The organism is Nocardia sp. NPDC056000 (assembly GCF_042269265.1).
In the GTDB taxonomy this organism is placed as follows: Bacteria; Actinomycetota; Actinomycetes; order Mycobacteriales; family Mycobacteriaceae; genus Nocardia.
The window spans coordinates 348,676-366,952 of sequence record NZ_JBHJXS010000010.1 but is presented as its reverse complement, the minus strand read 5'-3'; the positions used below and the strand labels follow the sequence as shown (position 1 = coordinate 366,952).

Below are 18,277 nucleotides of genomic sequence, written 5' to 3'. Positions count from 1 at the left end.
GGGGTGTTCGCTTTTGTCAGCCGAGTTGGGCGGTGGTGGCCGAACGGCGCAGTTTGCCGGAGGAGGTCTTCGGGAGCGCGCCCGGGCCGAGGATGGTGACGCTGCGCGGGCGCACGCCCACCTCGGAGAAGACCGCGTGCACGATATCGTGTTCGATGCGTTTGACCTCGCCGGGATTCTGAAAGTCGTTGCTCTCCACCACGACCGCGAAACTCTCGCGCTTCTGGCCCGCGTCCAGTCGTACCGCCACCGCATTGCCGGGGCGAACTCCCTTGATGCGCAGGGCCGCCCGTTCGATATCGGTGGGGAAGATATTGCGCCCGCCCATGATGATGACGTCCTTGATGCGGCCGCACACCACGACCAGGCCGTTCTCGGTGATGTAGCCGATATCGCCGGTGTCCAGCCAGCCGTCGGCGTCCTGGGCGGGGCGGAAGCCCTCGGTGGTGACATAGCCGGAAGTGACGGCGGGACCGTGCAATTCGATCACGCCGACGCTGCGCGTCGGCAGCGGCTGCCGGTCGGCGTCGACGACCCGGCCCTCCAGGTTGTCGACCAGATAGCCGAGCGTGGGCAGGCGGCGCACCGCGCCGTGATGGTGTTCGGGATCGCGCACCGGCACCGCCTTGCCGATCGCCTCCAGCAGATCGGCGTCGACGACATCGAGCACCTGTCCGAGGCCGGGATCCGGAATCGATACCGCGAGGGTGGTTTCGGCCATACCGTAGACCGGGGTGAGCGCCATCGGGTTGAGCCCGAAGCGTTTTCCCGCCGCGGCGAGGGTGTCCATGGTGTCGGCGTCCACGGGTTCCGCGCCATTCCACATATATCGGACACTGCTCAGATCGAACGCGCCGTCCTCGGCATTGCGAAGTCTGCGTGCCAGCAGGGAATACGCGAAATTCGGTGCGGCGGTGACCGTTCCGCGATACTTCGAGATCAGCTCGGCCCACAGGATGGGCCGCACCAGGAAGTCCAGCGGTGTCACGCACACCACCTCCGCGCCGAACTGCATTGGCACGCTGAGGAATCCGACCATACCCATATCGTGGAACAGCGGCAGCCAGCTGATCATCACATCGTCGTCGAGCTGGAATTTCACCCGATCGAACATGGCGTAGGCGTTCACGAAGAAGTTGCCGTGCGTGATCCGCACCGCCTTCGGCGAGCCGGTGGACCCGGATGTCAACTGCTGTAAGGCGATATCGTTCTCACCCGTCGGCAGCGGATCGATCGGCTCGCCCGCGCGCATCTCGTCGATGGTCACCACCGTGATGCCGCGCTCGGCCAGCAGCGGAGCCGCGGCCTCGAACGGTGCGCCCAGGATCACCGCGCGGGCCTCGATCATGCCGAGCACGGTTTCGGTGTCCTGTGCCCACACCATCAGATCGGTGCGCGGAGTCGGCTGATGCAGCATGGTGATCGAGGCCCCGCGCATCCAAACCGCCTGGCAGGCAGGGGCGATATCGACGGGCATGCCCGCGAGCACGCCCACGGCGTCACCGTGCCCGATGCCCGCGGCGGCGAGCCCGCCGGCCATTTGTCTTGCGATGCGGTGGATCTCGCCCCACGACTGCCGCAGCGGGGCCTCCGGTTCCCCGGTCACCAGTCCATGTGTGGAGGTGTCCGCGGTGGCATACATTTCCTCGGTGAAGCGGCTCACGATCGACTCCTCAAACGCTGGCCGGACTCACCTCAACTATCCCGCCGGAACCCCTGTCCTGTTAACAGTTTCGGAATAGTTGCCAGCGCGCACAAGCTTCGCAACAAGATCGACGACTCACTCCAATGCGGCGACCGCCGCCACGAAGCGGTCGAGGTCCTCGAAACTCACGAAGGCGTGCGGGGAGGCGCGCACCACCGAATCGAGATCGCGGGCGGTCATATCGAGCAGGGTGGAGGAACGGTGGCTCACGGTCACCGTGATGCGCTCGGGAGCCAGCCGATCGCGCACCTGCACCGGTGCGAGCCCGTCGACGGTGAACGACACGATGCCCGCGTGCCGGAGCCCCTGATCGCGCACGGTCACCCGGGGGAGCTCGCACAGGGCCGCCCTCAGGAGTTCCGCGCGCTCGGCGATGGCCGCGTAGATCTCGGCCGGGCTCTGGTCGAGCAGGTATCGGACCGCCGCGCCCAATCCCAGCCGGGCCGCGATATCGCACTCCCAGAATTCGAAGCGGCTCGCGTCGGCGGCGAGGGTGTACTTGTCCGGACCGGTCCATTCGGCGCTGTGCAGATCCAGCCGGGTGGGTTCCATGGTGGTGGCGAGTTCGGGGCGCACGTACAGGAACCCGGTCCCGCGCGGTCCGCGCAGCCATTTGCGCCCGGTCGCGGACAGCGCGTCCACGTCCAGTTCGGCCACATCCAGGGGTAGCTGACCCGCCGATTGGCAGGCGTCCAGCAGTACCAGCGCACCGGCGCGGCGGGCGATGCGCGCGGCCTCGGCGACCGGATTCGCCAGGCCGCCATTGGTCGGAACATGAACCAGCGAAACCAGTTTCACCCGTTCGTCCACCATGGTTTCCAGCGCCGCGAGATCGATCTGCCCATTGCCGTCGCTCGGGATGGTCTGCACCACGGCCCCGCTCTGCCGTGCGCGTTGCAGGGCGGCGATGGCATTGCTGGCGTAGTCCGCGCCGGAGATGAGAATGCGGTCGCCGGGCCGCAGCGGGACCGAGTAGAAGAAGTCGCTCCAGGAGCGGCTGGCGCTGTCACTGAGCGCGATGGCCGCGGCGGGGGCATTGATGAGCTGCCCGATCGCGGTCTTGACGCCGTGCAGATCGTCCAGGCGTTCGGTGGCGGCACGATAGCCACCGATCTCCGCTTCCCGGCGCAGATGTGCGATCTGGGTGTCCACGACCACCTGCGGCGGCAGTGATGAGCCCGCGCTGTCGAGAAAAATCTGGCCTTCGCAACCGGGTGTATCGGCGCGCAACCGGGCAATGTTCACCATGAATCGACCATATCGGTTGGTGTGTTCCTCATTTCGTAAGTTTTGTTGTCGGTGTTCATCGCTACTCTGGATTGATCGCCCGGCATGCCGGGCAGGGTTGGTTTGATCGAGTGGAGGTCGACATGGCTGTTTCTGCGTCCCTCTCCGATTTGCCGCGAGTTGCCGGGCACGCGGCGCAGGACGCCGACGTGCAGACGGGACGGGTTGCGCAGGCGCCCGGGAGTGCGTTCTCCACCCGTGCCGCAGCCGAGGCGTATGTCGGAAAGGTCTGTTTCAAGCAGGGGCCACCCGCGCTCATCGGCGCCGAATTGGAATGGCTCACCGCTCAGGGGGAGCCCTCGGCGTCGGCCCCGCGCCCGCGATTGACTGCGATCGCAGACGCACTGGGGCCCTATGCGCCGCAGTCCATTTCGCCAGATTCCCCGGCCCATCCGCTGCCGGGAGGCAGCCGGGTCACCATCGAACCCGGTGGTCAGATCGAACTCTCCAGTGCCCCGTTCGGCACCGCCGCCGAACTGTGTGAGCGCCTGCGCACCGATACGGTCCGCCTACGAGAACTCCTCGCCTCCCATGGCATCCACACCTTCTCCGCCTCCGCCGATCCGGCTCGCGATCCGCAACGCCTGCTCCAGCTCCCGCGCTATCGCGCCATGGAGCGCACCTTCGCCGGTATCGGCCCCTTCGGCGCACTCATGATGTGCAATACCGCCGCCACCCAGGTGAGCGTCGACGCGGGTGCGGACCCCGCCGATATCACCGCCCGCGTGACGGCCCTCTACGCCATCGGCCCGGCCCTGCTGGCCGCCTTCGCCTGCTCCCCGACCCTGAGCGGAGCCCCGCCCGGCGCCTGGGCCTCCCAGCGCATGCGCACCTGGCTCCGCCTCGACCACCTCCGCACCCGCCCACCCGTGCACCACTGGACCGATCCGGTCGCGGGCTACGCCCGCTGGGCCCTGGACGTCCCCCTGCTCTGCATTCGGCCCACGAACCCGGATGATGCCGCCAACCCCGTGAACGCGGGCGGCGGCGACCCCGTTACCGCCGATTGGTCCGCCCCGCCGGGGGCGACCTTCGCGGATTGGCTGTGCGGCGCTCTCGACGAGGAGATCGGCCGCCGCCCCGACCACACCGACCTCGACTACCACCTGACCACGGTCTTCCCCCAGGTCCGCGCCTCCGGCCATCTGGAGGTCCGCTACCTGGACGCCCAACCCGGCGACACCTGGACCGTCCCGGTGCACGCCATCGACGCCCTGGTCTCCAGTCCCACCGTGGTCGCGGAGGCCACGGCACTGGCGGCCTCGACCGCTGATCTCTGGTCCGAGGCCGCGCGCTACGGCCTCGCCGACCTCGAAATCCGCGCTACGGCAGTAGCTCTCCTCGAATTGGCCACCGCACACGCCGCGACACCCGCCGCCGCGGCGGAATTGGCCGCCGCCGCGGAGCGATGTCGCCTGGGACACGCGCCCACAGCGGATCCCACCGGAACCGGCGCATGACCGCGCCCTGTCACAGACCACACACCGGAACCGCGAATCGCGGTTCCGGCCGGGCTCTCCGGCGGGCACGCCCGAATGCGCTGCGGGCGCTATCCATTCTCGAATCGAATTCGGAGTTTTGTCATGACTATTCAGCTACCGGGGACTGATCGGGGCGAGACGGAGCGGCTGCGGGAGCGGATCGCGCAGGTGCTGGAGCGGGCTCGGGGGCGGACCGCCGGATTGACCGATTGCCTGGATGAGGCGGAGTTGGTGGCGCAGCATTCGCGGATCATGAGTCCGCTGGTGTGGGATCTGGCGCATATCGGCAATCAGGAAGAGCTGTGGCTGGTCCGGGATGTGGGCGGGCGGGAAGCCGTGCGGTCCGATATCGACGAGCTGTACGACGCGTTCAAACACGCTCGGGCGAATCGGCCGTCGCTGCCGCTGCTGAATCCGGGACAGGCCCGCGATTATGTCGGGCAGGTGCGCGGCAAGGTGTGGGATGTGCTGGAGCGCAACCCATTACGCGGTGCGGCGCTGGTCGACAACGGCTTCGCGTTCGGGATGATCGCCCAGCACGAGCAGCAGCATGACGAGACCATGCTCGCGACACATCAACTGCGGCAGGGGGAAGCGGTGCTCAGCGCACCGGCCGCGCCGACCGTGGCGACACCGCCGCGCGGTGAAGTCGTCATTGCCGCGGGCGAATTCACCATGGGCACCGATACCGATCCGTGGGCGCTGGACAATGAACGGCCCGCGCATCCCGTGCATGTGCCGGGCTTCGCCATCGATATCGCGCCGATCACCAATGAGCAGTACCTGGAATTCATGGCCGACGGCGGCTACGACCGCCCGGAGCTGTGGTCCGAAGCCGGTTGGGCGCATCGCGTCGAGGCCGGGCTGGTATCACCCCAGTTCTGGGAGCGCGATGGCGGCGGCCGTTGGTGGCGCAGGGTTTTCGGTGTCATGCAGCCGCTGCGCCCGCATCAGCCGGTGCTGCACGTCTGCTATTTCGAGGCCGAGGCGTACGCCGCCTGGGCGGGCAAACGCCTTCCGACGGAAGCGGAATGGGAGAAGGCCGCGCGCTTCGATCCGGCCACCGGCCGCTCCCGCCGCTACCCGTGGGGCGATGCCGATCCCACCGCGGAGACCGCGAATCTCGGTCAGCGCCATCTGGAACCGGCGGACGCGGGCGCGTACCCTGCGGGCGTCTCCCCGCAGGGCGTGCACCAGCTGATCGGTGACGTCTGGGAGTGGACCTCCTCCGGCTTCACCCCCTACCCGGGCTTCCGCCCCTTCCCCTACGCCGAGTACTCCGACGTCTTCTTCGGCGGTGACTACCGCGTGCTGCGCGGCGGTTCCTTCGGCGCGGACGAGGTGGCCGTGCGCGGCACCTTCCGCAACTGGGATCACCCCATTCGCCGCCAGATCTTCTCCGGTTTCCGCCTGGCCCGCGACCTCACCCCGGAGGACGCCTGATGTGCCGCCACCTCGCCTATCTCGGCCCACCCGCCGCGGTAGGCGAACTCCTCACCCGAGGCCCCAACTCGCTGCGCACCCAATCCTGGGCGCCCCGCGATATGCGCGGCGGCGGCACCATCAACGCCGACGGTTTCGGCGTCGCCTGGTGGACCCCCGCGCCCCCAACCCATTCCGAGGGCGTCATCTGGCACGGCGGCACCCGCCAGGACCTCGCGGCCCCGCCGCAGGCCGCGACGGGCGCGCCGACGGCGACCCGCTATCGCAATGCCGCGCCCATCTGGACCGATCCGGCGGTGGATGAGGTGCTGCCGCAATTGCGTTCACCGGCGGTGCTGGCCGCGGTCCGTTCGGCGACGGTGGGGCTGCCGGTGGAGCAGGCGGCGTGTGCCCCATTCACCCACGGCCGCTGGGCTTTCAGCCATAACGGGGCGATTCCGGACTGGCGGGTGGCGCTGACCGCCGTTGCCGCGCAATTCGATTCGCCCTCACTGCTGGAGGCCGAGTCGCTCACGGATTCGGCGGTGCTGTGGGTGATCCTGCGCGGTCTGCTGGACGGCGGGCGGCTGGGGCCGGAGGCGGCATTGCGGGCGGTGACCCAGGCCGTGGTGGAACGGTCGCCGAACGCTCGGCTGAATCTGCTGCTGGGGGACGGTGATTCGGTGTGGGCTACGACATGGCGGCACGCGCTGACGGTGCTGCCGGGGGATGAGTTCACGGTGGTCGCCTCGGAGGCGTACGACGAGGATCCGCGCTGGCGTGCCATCGCGGATGGGCAACTCGTGGTGGCGCGGCCGGGGTGGCTGTCGGTGGAAGACCTGAATATCGAGATCGGAAGGGCTGATTCATGAGTGCGGCTGCGCTGGACATCCATTTGACCGACGAGGATCTGACCGCCGCGCTGCGGTCGGACGTGCGCGCGGGGTTGACCGCCGACCCGAAGTGGTTGCCGCCCAAGTGGTTCTATGACGCGCGGGGCAGTGAGCTGTTCGAGCTGATCACCGAACTGCCGGAGTACTACCCGACCCGCACCGAGCGGGCCCTGCTGGAGCGCGTGGTAGGCGAGATCGCGAAGCTGGCGCAGGCCGAGGTGCTGGTGGAGCTGGGTGCGGGATCGGCGGCCAAGACCCGGCTGCTGCTGGAGGCGCTCACCGCCGAGGGTCCGCTGAAAACATATGTGCCGCAGGATGTGTCGGTGTCCGCGCTGAGCGCCGCCGCCGATCAGGTGTCGGCGGAGTTCCCCGGACTGAGCGTGCACGGCGTGGTCAGCGATTTCACCGCCACGCTGGACAATCTGCCGCGCGGCGGCCGCCGCATGATCGCCTTCCTTGGCGGCACCATCGGCAATCTGGTGCCGAGCGAGCGCGCGGCCTTCCTCGCGGGTGTGCACGATGTGCTGGAGCCCGGTGAGCAATTGCTCTTGGGCGCGGGTCTGGTCATCGATCCGGCCATCCTGGTGCCCGCCTACGATGACGCCGCCGGTGTGACCGCCGAATTCAATCGCAATGTGCTGCATGTGCTCAACGGCCGCCTGCACGCGAACTTCGATCCGGACCACTTCGCGCACGTCGCGCTGTGGGACGCCGATAACGAGTGGATCGAAATGCGTTTGGAGGCAACCGAAGCCGCCATCGTCCGGATCGACGATCTGGATCTGACGGTCGAATTCGCCAAGGGTGAGCAGCTCCGCACCGAGATCTCGGCCAAATTCCGCCGCGAGGGCCTCGAAAGTGAGCTGGCCGCAGCCGGTTTCGCCACCGAGCGCATCTGGACGGATCCGGATGACCGCTTCGCCCTGGTGCTCGCCGAACGGCGCTAGCCCCGGACCGCGAATTGAGGGAGGCGGCGAGGGTTCGGGCCTCGCCGCCATCCACTGTCAACCGGTTACGGCCGCAAGCCATTCCATCGCGGGTCGCATGGTTTCCCACGACTTGCGGATCTCCTTGGCCGCGCGCGGCGTATCGAGCCAGGCGGGCGCGCCGAAATCCTTGCTGATGACCAGCGATTTATGCCGCAGCAACTCGATCCGCGGATGGTCGGCCGCATAGCCCTTGGGCTTGGTGCGAAGTTTGTCACCGCCGATCGTGTACCCCGCCTTGGTCAATGCGGCGAGCAGGTTCTCCAGCTCGGCTCCGCGCACCTCGTTGTCGATGGTGCCGCGCAGCTGTGCGAGCTGACTCGGGGACGGCGCGTACACCCCGGCGGCGACGAACAGCCCGGCCGCGCCGATCTGCACGTACCACCCGCCGCCGGAGGTGGCGTGCACCGTCGCGCCCTGATGATCCTTGTACGGCGACTTGTCCTTGGAGAATCGAACGTCCCGGTACGGCCGGAAGAATTTGGCCGTGCCGAAATCCGGTTCCAGCTCGGCGAGCAAGGCCTGCATGGGATCCCGCACCGCGGTCTCCCACACCTTCTTGTTCGCCGTCCAGAACGCTTTGGAATTGTCGGCCTCGAGATCCTCGTAGAAGTCGAGGCCGGTGAGCGGAAATCCGGTGAACGCGGTCATATGTCAGCGGGTCAGACTCGAACCGTAGATGGCGATTCCGATGATCACGCCGAGCACCAGGGTCACACCGGACGCGACGGCCGCCCACTTGCCCAGCGGTTCACCCTTGTTATTGCCGATGACGCCGAGCACGATGCCCGCGATGCCGAAGATCGGCGGACAGAACAGCAAAGCGATTCCGGCGCAGATGAATCCGATGATGGAGAAGATCTGCGTCCCGCGCGGCTGCGGCACACCGTAGGGCTGCGCGCCGTAGGGCTGCTGCGGGAACGGCTGATACCCGGACTGTCCCGGCTGCCCGTACGGCTGCTGCGGATACGACGGATACCCGCCCTGCGGCGCGCCCTGGGGCTGGCCGCCCATCGGCGGATAGTTGTACACCCCGCCCGCCGGATATCCACCCGGCTGCTGCGGCTGCTGCCCGGCCGCGCCGGGGTTGTACTGCGTGGTCTGCTGGTCCTGCCACTGTCCGGGTTGCGGGTACCCCGGCTGCGATGATGCGGCGGGATCGCTCTGCCACTGTCCGGCCGCGGGCTGTCCGGAAGCCGGTTCCCCCCACTGTCCCGCCGTGCCCGCGTCCTGCGGCTGACCCGCGGCCGGGGTCTCCGGCGCGTTCGCGTCGGAGTCCTTCTTGAACATGTCGCCCGGGTTGGATTGAGGTTCGTTCGGCGGCGTGCTCATCTCGCACCCTCCTCGCTGGTGGTGTGAATGCTTTCCATGGGTATCACGCTGCGGAGCTGTTCGTTAATCGTCCGGTTCGTCGACGATTTCCATGGCGGCGAGTTCGGCGGGCCGATCGTCCTCGGACTTGTTCTCATCGCGCTGACGGCGGCGGGTCCACTCCTGATCGAGTTCGGCCTCGATACCGAGCCGGCCGTTGTCATCGTTCTCGCGGTTGCGGATGACGAGTTCGTCCGGTGGGTCGGCGATATAGCGCTCGTATTCGCGCACCTCGTCGGCCTGATCGTCATCGCCCATGTCGTAGTCCAGGTCTTCGACGTCCTCTTTGTCGAGTACCTCGTCGATGAGCTGATCCTCGTCGTCATTGCGCCGGTCGTCCATACGGAACCACACCTTTCCGCGCGTCAGCGCACCTCGAGCAACCGCGTGAATATCGGTCCAACGCTACCGCCGGGAGCGGGAGGGGTCACCTATGAAACCCCGTAAATGCCGAACGCGCCCCTTCCCGATGGGAGGGGGCGCGTCGCGGAAGAACTATCGGACTACGCGTTGCCGTTGAAAAGCCCTGTTACGGAACCGTTTTCGAAGACCTCGCGGATGGTCTGCGCCAGCAGCGGTGCGATGGACAGCACAGTCAGCGTCGGGAACTTCTTGTCCTCGTCGATGGGCAGCGTATTGGTGACCACGACCTCCTTGGCCCCGCAGTTCGCGAGCCGTTCGGCGGCCGGATGGCTCAGGATGCCGTGCGTGGCGGCGATGACGACATCGCCCGCGCCCGCCTCCTTGAGCACCTTGACCGCGCCGGCGATGGTGCCACCGGTGTCGATCATGTCGTCGATCAGGATGCAGGTGCGGCCCTCGACCTCACCGACCACGCGGTTGGCCACAACCTGATTGGCCACCAGCGGATCACGGGTCTTGTGGATGAACGCCAGCGGCGCGTCGGACAGCGAGTTGGCCCACTTCTCGGCGACCTTCACGCGGCCCGCGTCCGGGGAGACCACGGCGATATTGTCGAGCGCGTAGTTGTTCCGAATGTGCTCGGCCAACTGCACCTGCGCGTGCATGTGATCGACGGGGCCGTCGAAGAAGCCCTGGATCTGATCGGTGTGCAGATCGACGGTGATGATGCGATCCACGCCCGCGGTCTTGAGCAGATCCGCGATGAGGCGAGCCGAGATGGGCTCGCGACCGCGGTGCTTCTTGTCCTGACGGGCGTACGGGTAGAACGGCAGCACCGAGGTGATGCGCTTGGCCGAACCGCGCTTGAGGGCGTCGATCATGATGAGGTGCTCCATGACCCACTGGTTCAGCGGGGCCGGGAAGCTCTGCAGTACGAACGCGTCGGAGCCGCGCACCGATTCCTCGAACCGGACGAAGGTCTCGCCGTTCGCGAAGTCACGCGCGGTCTGCGGCGTGACATGGACGTTGAGTTCCTTGGCCACTGCCTCGGCGAGCTCTGGATGAGCGCGTCCCGAGAACAGCATCAGGTTCTTGTGGTTTTCGGTAGAGAACGCGGTCACGGACGTTCGCCATCCTTTTGCTCGTCGGATATATCGTTGGCCGCGATGGCCAGTTCGGCCGCCTTGGCGGCCTCGGTGCCGGGGCGATTGCGCTGCACCCAACCCTCGATATTGCGTTGCGCTCCACCCGACACCGCCAGTGCGCCCGGAGGAACACTTCTGCGCAGTACAGTACCTGCTGCCGAATACGCGCCGTCACCCACGGTGATGGGTGCGACGAACATCGTGTCACTCCCCGTCCGCACGTGTGACCCAACCACGGTGTGGTGTTTGCGAACCCCGTCGTAGTTGACGAAGACGCTGGAAGCGCCGATGTTGCTGTGCTCGCCGATGGTGGCGTCGCCGACATAGGTCAGATGCGGCACCTTGGAATGCGCGCCGATGGTGGCGTTCTTGGTTTCGACGAAGGCGCCGAGCTTGCCCTCTTCGCCGATCGAACTGCCGGGCCGCAGATAGGTGAACGGGCCGACGGTCGCGCCCGGCCCGATGGTGGCCTTCTCGCCGTGTGCGCGTACCACTTTCGCGCCATTGCCGACCTGGACGTCCGTCAGTGTGGAGTCCGGTCCGATCTCGGCGTCCTCCCCGATCACGGTGTCGCCCAGCAGTTGTACGCCCGGGCGGATGACCGCGTCCCGGCCGATGGTCACGCTGCCGTCGATCCAGGTGGTGGCCGGATCGATGATGGTGACCCCGGCGCGCATATGCCGTTCCACGATGTACCGGTTCAGGGTGCGCGCGGCATCGGCCAACTGCACCCGGTCATTGACCCCGGTTACCTTGGCGGAGTCCAGAAGTCGCGCACCGTGCACTGGATGTCCGGCCTCGCGAGCGAGTTTCAGCACATCGGTGAGGTACAGCTCGTAGCGCGCGTTGGCGGTGTCGATCCGGGTGATCATCACCCGCAGTACGGCGGCGTCGAAAACGTATACGCCGGAATTGACCTCGCCGATGGCGGCCTGCGCCGGGGTGGCGTCGGCGTGTTCGACGATCTCCAGCAGTCGCCCGTCCGCATCGCGGACGATGCGGCCGTAGCCGTTCGGATCATCGGGTGCGAAGGTCAGCACCGTGACCGCCGAACCCTCGGTGTAACTGCGATGCTCGTCGAGCAGCGCGTGCAGGGTGTGCCCGTCCAGCAGTGGCACATCCGCGTAGGTCACCAGCACGTCACCGGTGAAATCGTCGGGCAGTGCGGTGAGTGCGCACTGCACGGCGTGTCCGGTGCCGCGCTGTTCTTCCTGTACCGCCAGGATGATCTGGCGGCCGAGCTCCGCCCCCACTTTGCCCACCGCGTCGCCGACCTGTTCGCGGTCATGGCCGATCACGGTGATGAGGTACGTCGGGTCGATCTCGTTCGCCGCATGCAGCGCGTGCGCGAGCATGCTGCGGCCGGCCATCGGGTGCAACACCTTGGGGGTCTTGGACCGCATTCGGGTTCCGGCTCCGGCGGCGAGAACGACGACGGCGGTCTGCTGTGGCATGGATCTCCCTCGGCTGCGCGTCATCGTGCTGAGTTCTTTGGTGCGCTGGGCCACAGTTGTGCTGCGTCAGCGATGTGCGGGGCCAACCATAGTGACCCCGTTCGCGAGCTCCGCCGCCAGGACTCGAACCTGAACTAACTGAACCAAAATCAGTGGTGCTGCCATTACACTACGGCGGATTGCAACCCGGCGGACCGTACGGTACGCCGCTCTGCTTGCTATGGCATGCGCGTGTAGATACTCGCACATGGATCCGTCTCCCCGAAACTTTTAACGATCACTCGTGGTCAGAGTTTCGCGCCGCGGTGGCGAGGGTGTTCCAGCCGACAGGTCTCGGTGGGGCGCTCTGAGACAGTTCGCTCGGTGTCTGAGAGAGTTACTAGTACGTTCGTACGGCATACAGGGAGGCGGGGCGATGACTACGGGTGATGGCAGCCGGGTGTCGCGTCCGCGTATGACGGGAACCCAACGGCGACAGCAACTCATCGAGATCGGGCGGACCCTGTTCGCCGAGCGCGGCTACGACGCCACCTCGGTGGAGGAGATCGCGCAGCGCGCGCAGGTCTCGAAACCCGTGGTGTACGAACACTTCGGCGGCAAGGAGGGTTTGTATGCCGTCGTGGTGGATCGGGAGATGTCCGCGTTGCTGGAGATGATCACCGCATCGCTGTCGCAGAACCGGTCGCGGGTGCGGCTGGAACAGGTGGCGCTGGCGTTGCTCACCTATATGGAGGAACGGACCGATGGGTTTCGCATCCTCATGCGCGATCAACCGGCGTCGGCGGCCGAGGGCACCTACTCCAGTCTGCTGAACGAAGCGGTGAATCAGGTGGCGCACATACTCGCCGGGGATTTCGAACGCCGCGGCTTCGATACGAGTTTGGCGACGCTGTACGCACAAGCGCTGGTGGGCATGGTCGCAACGGCGGCGACCTGGTGGCTGGACGAGCGGTCGCCGTCCAAGGAAGTGGTTGCGGCGCATCTGGTGAACCTGTGCTGGAACGGTCTCACCCATCTCGAGGCCGAGCCCAAGCTGGCGTCGGAATGGCCCAGCGGCAAAGGCGTACGAGACCTATAGGTCTGAAAATGGTGTGGCACAGCGGCGGAACTGGACAGTTAACCAGCGAATTGCGAAGGAGGACGGGTCGAATGCTCGAATCGACTGGCATACGGCAGCCGGGTGGTACGGTTCACCCATCCTTCGAGTGCTGTTCGAACTGTGATGTCGGTCAACTTCAGGATGTCGGTCTACTTCAGGATGGCTGGTTTGATGACAGGCGGATCTGATGGCTAGGCAAGCGCGTGCGGAGATCACTCGCGATTCCGTGCTCGCGGGCGCGGCCGATGTCTTTCTGCGACTGGGTTACGCGAACGCGTCCCTGTCCGAGATCATCGCACAATCGAATGTGACCAAGGGCGCCTTGTACTTTCACTTCGGCTCCAAGGAGGAGCTGGCGCGCGCCGTGGTCGATCAGGGCAATGAGCGACTGATCAGCGCCTGTCAGGGCTTCTTCGATCCGCGCGTGCCCGCGCTGGAGGCGTGCATCGGAATCACCTACGTGGTGGCCGATCTGACCATGAACGATCCGATGGTCGGCGCGATGCTCAAGCTGACCCACCAGATCGGCGACTACCGCGGCGCGACGGGTGAGAACATCGCCAAGACCTGGGGTGAGACGCACCGGCTGCTCGCCGAACGCGCTATCGCACAGGGTGATCTGGAGCCCGACCTGGATCCGGAGACCATCGGCCTGCTGCTGCAGGAGGTGACGACCGGCGTGCACATGGTCGCGGTCAGCACCGAGACCATCGATCAGATGGCGACCCGCATGGAACGGGCCTGGTACTTCCTGCTCCCGTCCATCGTTCCGGACGAAAAGGTCGCGTACTTCAGGGAATTCGCGGCCCGCCGCCTCCGCCGCTACGTGCAGTAGTCATCGGGGCATATCGGGATTCTCGCGTTTGAGCCGTCGCCAGCCGCCCGCTCGGTTGTTGGCGATGATCTGCTTGAACATGGTGAGAAGGGCTGGGGCGTTGAGGGTTTCGCCCTCGTGCACGGCGATCATGCGCGCGGTCTTGTTGTCGTGCCCGCCGGTGATGATGCCGTGCGGGTCGGCCACGATGCCGCCGTCGTAGAGGAAGATGTCCAGCGCCTTCTTGGTGCCGAGCAGGGCGCAGATATTGCCGTCGAGCACGAAGTACGGCTGCACCGTCCGCTTGATCGTCTCCTGGACCGCAGGGTCCGCCGCGTGCGCGATATCGCGCACCTGCCGGCAGATCCGCTGCTGCCATTCGGGTAGTCCGTCGATATAGGCATCCACCCGTGGATCGACCACATAGGACATATAGACATCAAAGCACGAATCACCCCCGGTGCTCCCGGGTTCGCCCGCAGGCCAGTGAGGCGGAGCCACCGCTGTCGGTCCGGGTGATTAGACTCGTTGAGCTGTCCTACCCGCTCTCTGCGCGCCCAGGAGTCTGCCTCATGTCGAGCCAACGTCCACCTCTCGCGGGACTGGCTGCGGTGGCCGGTGCCGATACCTCCTTGCAGCAGGTGAAAGAGCTGATCGGACGGGCCTCGGCAATGCTCGTCGCACCCTCGGCGGCGCGGCCCTTCGTGGCCGCGACCATCGCCGGGGAGCGACCGCTGGTGGTGGTGACCGCCACCGGGCGCGAGGCCGACGATCTGACCGCCGAGCTCACCGAAATCGTCGGCGCGGGGGTCGCGATATTCCCATCCTGGGAGACGCTGCCGCATGAGCGGCTGTCCCCGGGCGCGGACACCGTCGGCAAGCGGCTGCAGGTGCTGCGGCGGCTGGTGCATCCCGAGGACACCATCTACGGCGAACCGCTGCGCGTGGTGGTGACCACGGTGCGCTCGCTCATGCAGCCGATGGCGCGCGGGCTCGGCGACCTCGAACCCATCGTGCTGCGGGTCGGCGCGGAGTTCGATTTCGACGAATTGCTCGCCCGGCTGGTGGAATTCGCGTACGAACGCGTCGATATGGTCGGCAAGCGCGGTGAGTTCGCGGTGCGCGGCGGCATCCTCGATCTCTTCCCGCCGACGGCGGATCATCCGGTGCGCGTGGAGTTCTGGGGCGATGAGATCAGTGAGCTGCGCGCCTTCTCGGTCGCCGATCAGCGCTCCATCCACGATGTGCCGATCGAGCTCGCGATAGCCCAGCCCTGCCGGGAGCTACTGCTCACCACTGATCTTCGCGAGCGCGCCGCCGAGGTGGCCGCCGAGAATCCGGCCGACGCGGCCCTGGTGGAGATGCTGGAGAAGATCTCCCAGGGCATTCCGGTGGAGGGCATGGAGGCGCTGCTGCCGGTGCTGCAACCGGGGGAGCTGCAACTGCTCACCGAGGTGCTGCCCGCGGATACCCATGTGCTGCTGTGTGATCCGGAGAAGGTGCGCACCCGCGCCGCCGATCTGGTGCGCACCGGGCAGGAATTCCTGGAGGCGTCCTGGACCGCGGCCTCGTTCGGCGGTGCGGCCCCGCTGGGCGCGCACGGTCTGGATCTGGCGGCCTCGGCCTATCGCGGCCTGGACGTGGTGCACGCCGATGCCGATAAGCGCGGCCTGCCCTGGTGGACGCTGAGCCCGCTGATCGCCGACCATCCGGACGAGATCGTGCTGCCGGTGCAGTCCGCGCCCTCGGCGCGCGGTTCGGACGAATTGGTCGCCACCATTTTCGCCTCGCTGCGCGCGCACGTCTCCACCGGCGGCCGCGCGGTCATCGTGGTCGCGGGACACGGTACGGCGCAACGCATTCTGGAGCGGCTCGGCGAGGCCGAGGTGCCCGCCGCCGCCCTCGCGGCCGGGGCCGAACCGGTGCGCGGGCTGGTCGGGGTGCTCTGCGGTTCACTGCACGACGGCGTCATCTTCGAGGACGCGAAGCTGGTGGTGGTCGCCGAATCCGATCTCACCGGCAACCGGGTCACCGCGCCCGGCGAGGGGAAGAAGCTCGCGGCCAAGCGCCGCAATCAGGTCGATCCGCTGGCGCTGCGGGCCGGGGATATGGTCGTGCACGATCAGCACGGCATCGGCCGGTTCGTGGAGATGATCGAGCGCACGGTCGGCGGCGCGCGGCGTGAGTACCTGGTCATCGAATACGCGCCGAGCAAGCGCGGCCAGCCGGGGGACCGGCTCTTCGTGCCGATGGATTCGCTGGATCAGCTGTCCCGCTATGTCGGCGGTGAACTCCCCAGTCTGTCCAAGATGGGCGGTTCGGATTGGCAGAACACCAAACGCAAGGCGCGCAAGGCCGTTCGCGAGATCGCCACCGAACTCGTCCAGCTCTACGCCGCCCGCCAGGCCGCGCCGGGACACGCCTTCGGTCCGGATACGCCGTGGCAGGTGGAGATGGAGGACGCGTTCGCCTTCACCGAGACCGTCGATCAGCTCACCGCCATCGCCGAGGTGAAGGCCGATATGGAGAAGGCGGTCCCGATGGACCGCGTCATCTGCGGTGACGTCGGCTACGGCAAGACCGAGATCGCGGTGCGCGCGGCGTTCAAGGCGGTGCAGGATGGTAAGCAGGTCGCCGTGCTGGTGCCGACCACCCTGCTGGCGCAACAGCATCTGCAGACCTTCCACGATCGGCTGGCCGGATTCCCGGTGACCGTGAAGGGCCTGTCCCGCTTCACCGATGCCGCCGAATCGCGCGAGATCACCGAGGGCATGGCCTCCGGCGACGTCGATATCGTGGTCGGCACGCACCGGCTGCTGCAGACCGGTATTCGCTGGAAAGACCTGGGCCTCACCATTATCGACGAGGAACAGCGTTTCGGCGTCGAGCACAAGGAGCACATCAAGGCGCTGCGCACGCACGTGGACATGCTCACCATGTCCGCGACGCCGATTCCGCGCACCCTGGAAATGAGCCTGGCCGGTATTCGCGAGATGTCGACCATTCTCACCCCGCCCGAGGAACGGCATCCGGTGCTCACCTATGTGGGCGCGTACAACGATAAGCAGGTGGCCGCCGCCATTCGTCGTGAGCTGCTGCGTGACGGCCAGGTTTTCTATGTCCACAATCGGGTGTCCTCGATCGAGAAGGCCGCCAAGCGGATTCGCGATCTGGTGCCCGAGGCGCGGGTGGCGATCGCGCACGGGCAGATGAACGAGGACACGCTCGAGAAGACCGTGCAGGGTTTCTGGGAGCGCGAATACGATGTGCTGGTCTCGACCACCATTATCGAAACCGGTCTGGATATCTCCAATGCCAATACGCTGATCGTGGAACGCGCTGACGCACTGGGGCTTTCGCAGCTGCACCAGTTGCGCGGGCGCGTGGGTCGCAGTCGGGAGCGCGGCTACGCGTACTTCCTGTACCCGCCGGAGAAGCCGTTGACCGAGACGGCGTACGACCGCCTGGCCACCATTTCGCAGAACTCGGATCTGGGCGCGGGTATGGCGGTCGCCATGAAGGACTTGGAGATTCGCGGCGCGGGCAATGTGCTCGGCGCGGAACAGTCCGGACATGTGGCGGGCGTCGGCTTCGACCTGTACGTGCGCCTGGTGGGGGAGGCAGTGGAGGCGTATCGCGCCGCCGCCGACGGCCGCCCGATCACCGTCGACGAGGAGATCCGCGAGGTGCGGATCGACCTACCCGTGGACGCCCACATTCCGCCGGATTACATCGCCTCGGACCGCCTGCGGCTCGAGGGTTACCGCAAACTGGCCGCCGCCCAGGATGATTCGGGTCTGGCCGCGGTGGTGGAGGAACTCGTCGACCGCTACGGCCCGCTGCCGGTGGAGGTCGGCCGCCTGGTCTCGGTCGCCAAACTGCGGCTGCTGGCGCGGGAGTACAAGATCGCCGAGATCGGCGTCACCGGCACCACCCTGAAGGTCGCGCCGTTGCAGCTGCCGGACTCGAAACAGTTGCGGCTCAAGCGCCTTTACCCGAACGCGACCTACCGTCCGGCCACCGGCATCGTGCAGTTGCCGCTGCCCCGGGTGGAGGACAGCGTCGGCGCGGCCCGCGTCCGCGATGTGCAGGTGCTCCAGTTCGTCGCCGACCTGCTGCTCGCGCTGGACGGTAAAGCCCCCGGCGCGGTGGATGTGCGCATCTCGCCGGAGGCGGCCACCGCCCGATGACCTCCGCGCGTGACGATGAGGCGGCTGCGGCTGTGGCGCAGGGACTTTCGGCGCACGCGGTGTCCGC

At 66.9% G+C, this 18,277-nt stretch carries 15 protein-coding genes and 1 tRNA gene; 7 read left to right on the top strand and 9 right to left on the bottom strand.

The window, feature by feature from the left end; translation table 11 throughout:
• Positions 1 to 16 precede the first annotated feature (16 nt).
• Together ACFC4D_RS29215 and ACFC4D_RS29210 are read right to left on the bottom strand one after the other, a co-directional pair.
• Positions 17 to 1,663, bottom strand: a complete 1,647-nt coding sequence (locus ACFC4D_RS29215; protein ID WP_376068149.1) for a fatty acyl-AMP ligase — start codon at positions 1,661 to 1,663, stop codon at positions 17 to 19.
• Between the two features lie 117 nt (positions 1,664 to 1,780).
• Entirely contained in the window at positions 1,781 to 2,953 is a 1,173-nt protein-coding gene (locus ACFC4D_RS29210) for an aminotransferase class V-fold PLP-dependent enzyme (protein ID WP_376068148.1), read from the bottom strand.
• A gap of 188 nt (positions 2,954 to 3,141) precedes the next feature.
• Between ACFC4D_RS29210 and egtA the strand changes: the two genes are divergently transcribed.
• From egtA to egtD, 4 genes are all read left to right on the top strand, one after another.
• Positions 3,142 to 4,452, top strand: coding sequence for an ergothioneine biosynthesis glutamate--cysteine ligase EgtA (gene egtA, locus ACFC4D_RS29205; protein ID WP_376068249.1), 1,311 nt, complete (start codon positions 3,142 to 3,144; stop codon positions 4,450 to 4,452).
• A 123-nt stretch (positions 4,453 to 4,575) separates the two neighbouring features.
• Positions 4,576 to 5,916 carry an ergothioneine biosynthesis protein EgtB gene (gene egtB / locus ACFC4D_RS29200; protein WP_376068146.1) on the top strand — a complete coding sequence of 447 codons (1,341 nt, stop codon included), beginning with the start codon at positions 4,576 to 4,578 and terminating at the stop codon, positions 5,914 to 5,916.
• Positions 5,916 to 6,767: an ergothioneine biosynthesis protein EgtC gene (locus ACFC4D_RS29195; RefSeq protein ID WP_376068145.1), complete on the top strand. Its 852-nt coding sequence runs from the start codon at positions 5,916 to 5,918 to the stop codon at positions 6,765 to 6,767. Before egtB ends, ACFC4D_RS29195 begins: the two co-directional genes overlap by 1 nt.
• Complete coding sequence (egtD, locus tag ACFC4D_RS29190; RefSeq protein ID WP_376068143.1) at positions 6,764 to 7,735, top strand: L-histidine N(alpha)-methyltransferase; 972 nt, start codon at positions 6,764 to 6,766, stop codon at positions 7,733 to 7,735. Before ACFC4D_RS29195 ends, egtD begins: the two co-directional genes overlap by 4 nt.
• 57 nt (positions 7,736 to 7,792) lie before the next feature.
• Here the strand turns inward: egtD and ACFC4D_RS29185 are convergent, their stop codons facing one another.
• From ACFC4D_RS29185 to ACFC4D_RS29160, 6 genes are all read right to left on the bottom strand, one after another.
• Positions 7,793 to 8,425: a DUF2461 domain-containing protein gene (locus tag ACFC4D_RS29185; protein ID WP_375965041.1), complete on the bottom strand. Its 633-nt coding sequence runs from the start codon at positions 8,423 to 8,425 to the stop codon at positions 7,793 to 7,795.
• 3 nt (positions 8,426 to 8,428) lie between these two features.
• The gene (locus ACFC4D_RS29180) at positions 8,429 to 9,106 is read right to left on the bottom strand and encodes a hypothetical protein (RefSeq protein ID WP_375965044.1); all 678 of its coding nucleotides are present in this window, start codon (positions 9,104 to 9,106) and stop codon (positions 8,429 to 8,431) included.
• A 63-nt stretch (positions 9,107 to 9,169) separates the two neighbouring features.
• Positions 9,170 to 9,487 carry a hypothetical protein gene (locus tag ACFC4D_RS29175; protein WP_364642007.1) on the bottom strand — a complete coding sequence of 106 codons (318 nt, stop codon included), beginning with the start codon at positions 9,485 to 9,487 and terminating at the stop codon, positions 9,170 to 9,172.
• Between the two features lie 161 nt (positions 9,488 to 9,648).
• Complete coding sequence (locus ACFC4D_RS29170; protein ID WP_067570015.1) at positions 9,649 to 10,629, bottom strand: ribose-phosphate diphosphokinase; 981 nt, start codon at positions 10,627 to 10,629, stop codon at positions 9,649 to 9,651.
• Positions 10,626 to 12,107, bottom strand: coding sequence for a bifunctional UDP-N-acetylglucosamine diphosphorylase/glucosamine-1-phosphate N-acetyltransferase GlmU (gene glmU, locus ACFC4D_RS29165; RefSeq protein ID WP_364642004.1), 1,482 nt, complete (start codon positions 12,105 to 12,107; stop codon positions 10,626 to 10,628). Before glmU ends, ACFC4D_RS29170 begins: the two co-directional genes overlap by 4 nt.
• A 108-nt stretch (positions 12,108 to 12,215) precedes the next feature.
• Positions 12,216 to 12,286, bottom strand: a tRNA-Gln gene (locus ACFC4D_RS29160).
• A 275-nt stretch (positions 12,287 to 12,561) separates the two neighbouring features.
• Here ACFC4D_RS29160 and ACFC4D_RS29155 point away from each other — a divergent pair.
• On the top strand, positions 12,562 to 13,185 hold the full coding sequence (locus tag ACFC4D_RS29155; protein ID WP_153803761.1) for a TetR/AcrR family transcriptional regulator: 624 nt from the start codon (positions 12,562 to 12,564) through the stop codon (positions 13,183 to 13,185).
• A gap of 208 nt (positions 13,186 to 13,393) precedes the next feature.
• A complete protein-coding gene (locus tag ACFC4D_RS29150; RefSeq protein ID WP_330184966.1) occupies positions 13,394 to 14,041 on the top strand; it encodes a TetR/AcrR family transcriptional regulator in 648 nt (215 codons plus the stop codon).
• Here the strand turns inward: ACFC4D_RS29150 and ACFC4D_RS29145 are convergent, their stop codons facing one another.
• Entirely contained in the window at positions 14,042 to 14,452 is a 411-nt protein-coding gene (locus tag ACFC4D_RS29145) for a DUF1801 domain-containing protein (RefSeq protein ID WP_376068141.1), read from the bottom strand. It lies immediately after the preceding gene.
• A gap of 140 nt (positions 14,453 to 14,592) precedes the next feature.
• Here ACFC4D_RS29145 and mfd point away from each other — a divergent pair, with 140 nt between their 5' ends.
• The gene (mfd, locus tag ACFC4D_RS29140) at positions 14,593 to 18,210 is read left to right on the top strand and encodes a transcription-repair coupling factor (RefSeq protein ID WP_376068139.1); all 3,618 of its coding nucleotides are present in this window, start codon (positions 14,593 to 14,595) and stop codon (positions 18,208 to 18,210) included.
• The last annotated feature ends 67 nt before the right edge of the window (positions 18,211 to 18,277 follow it).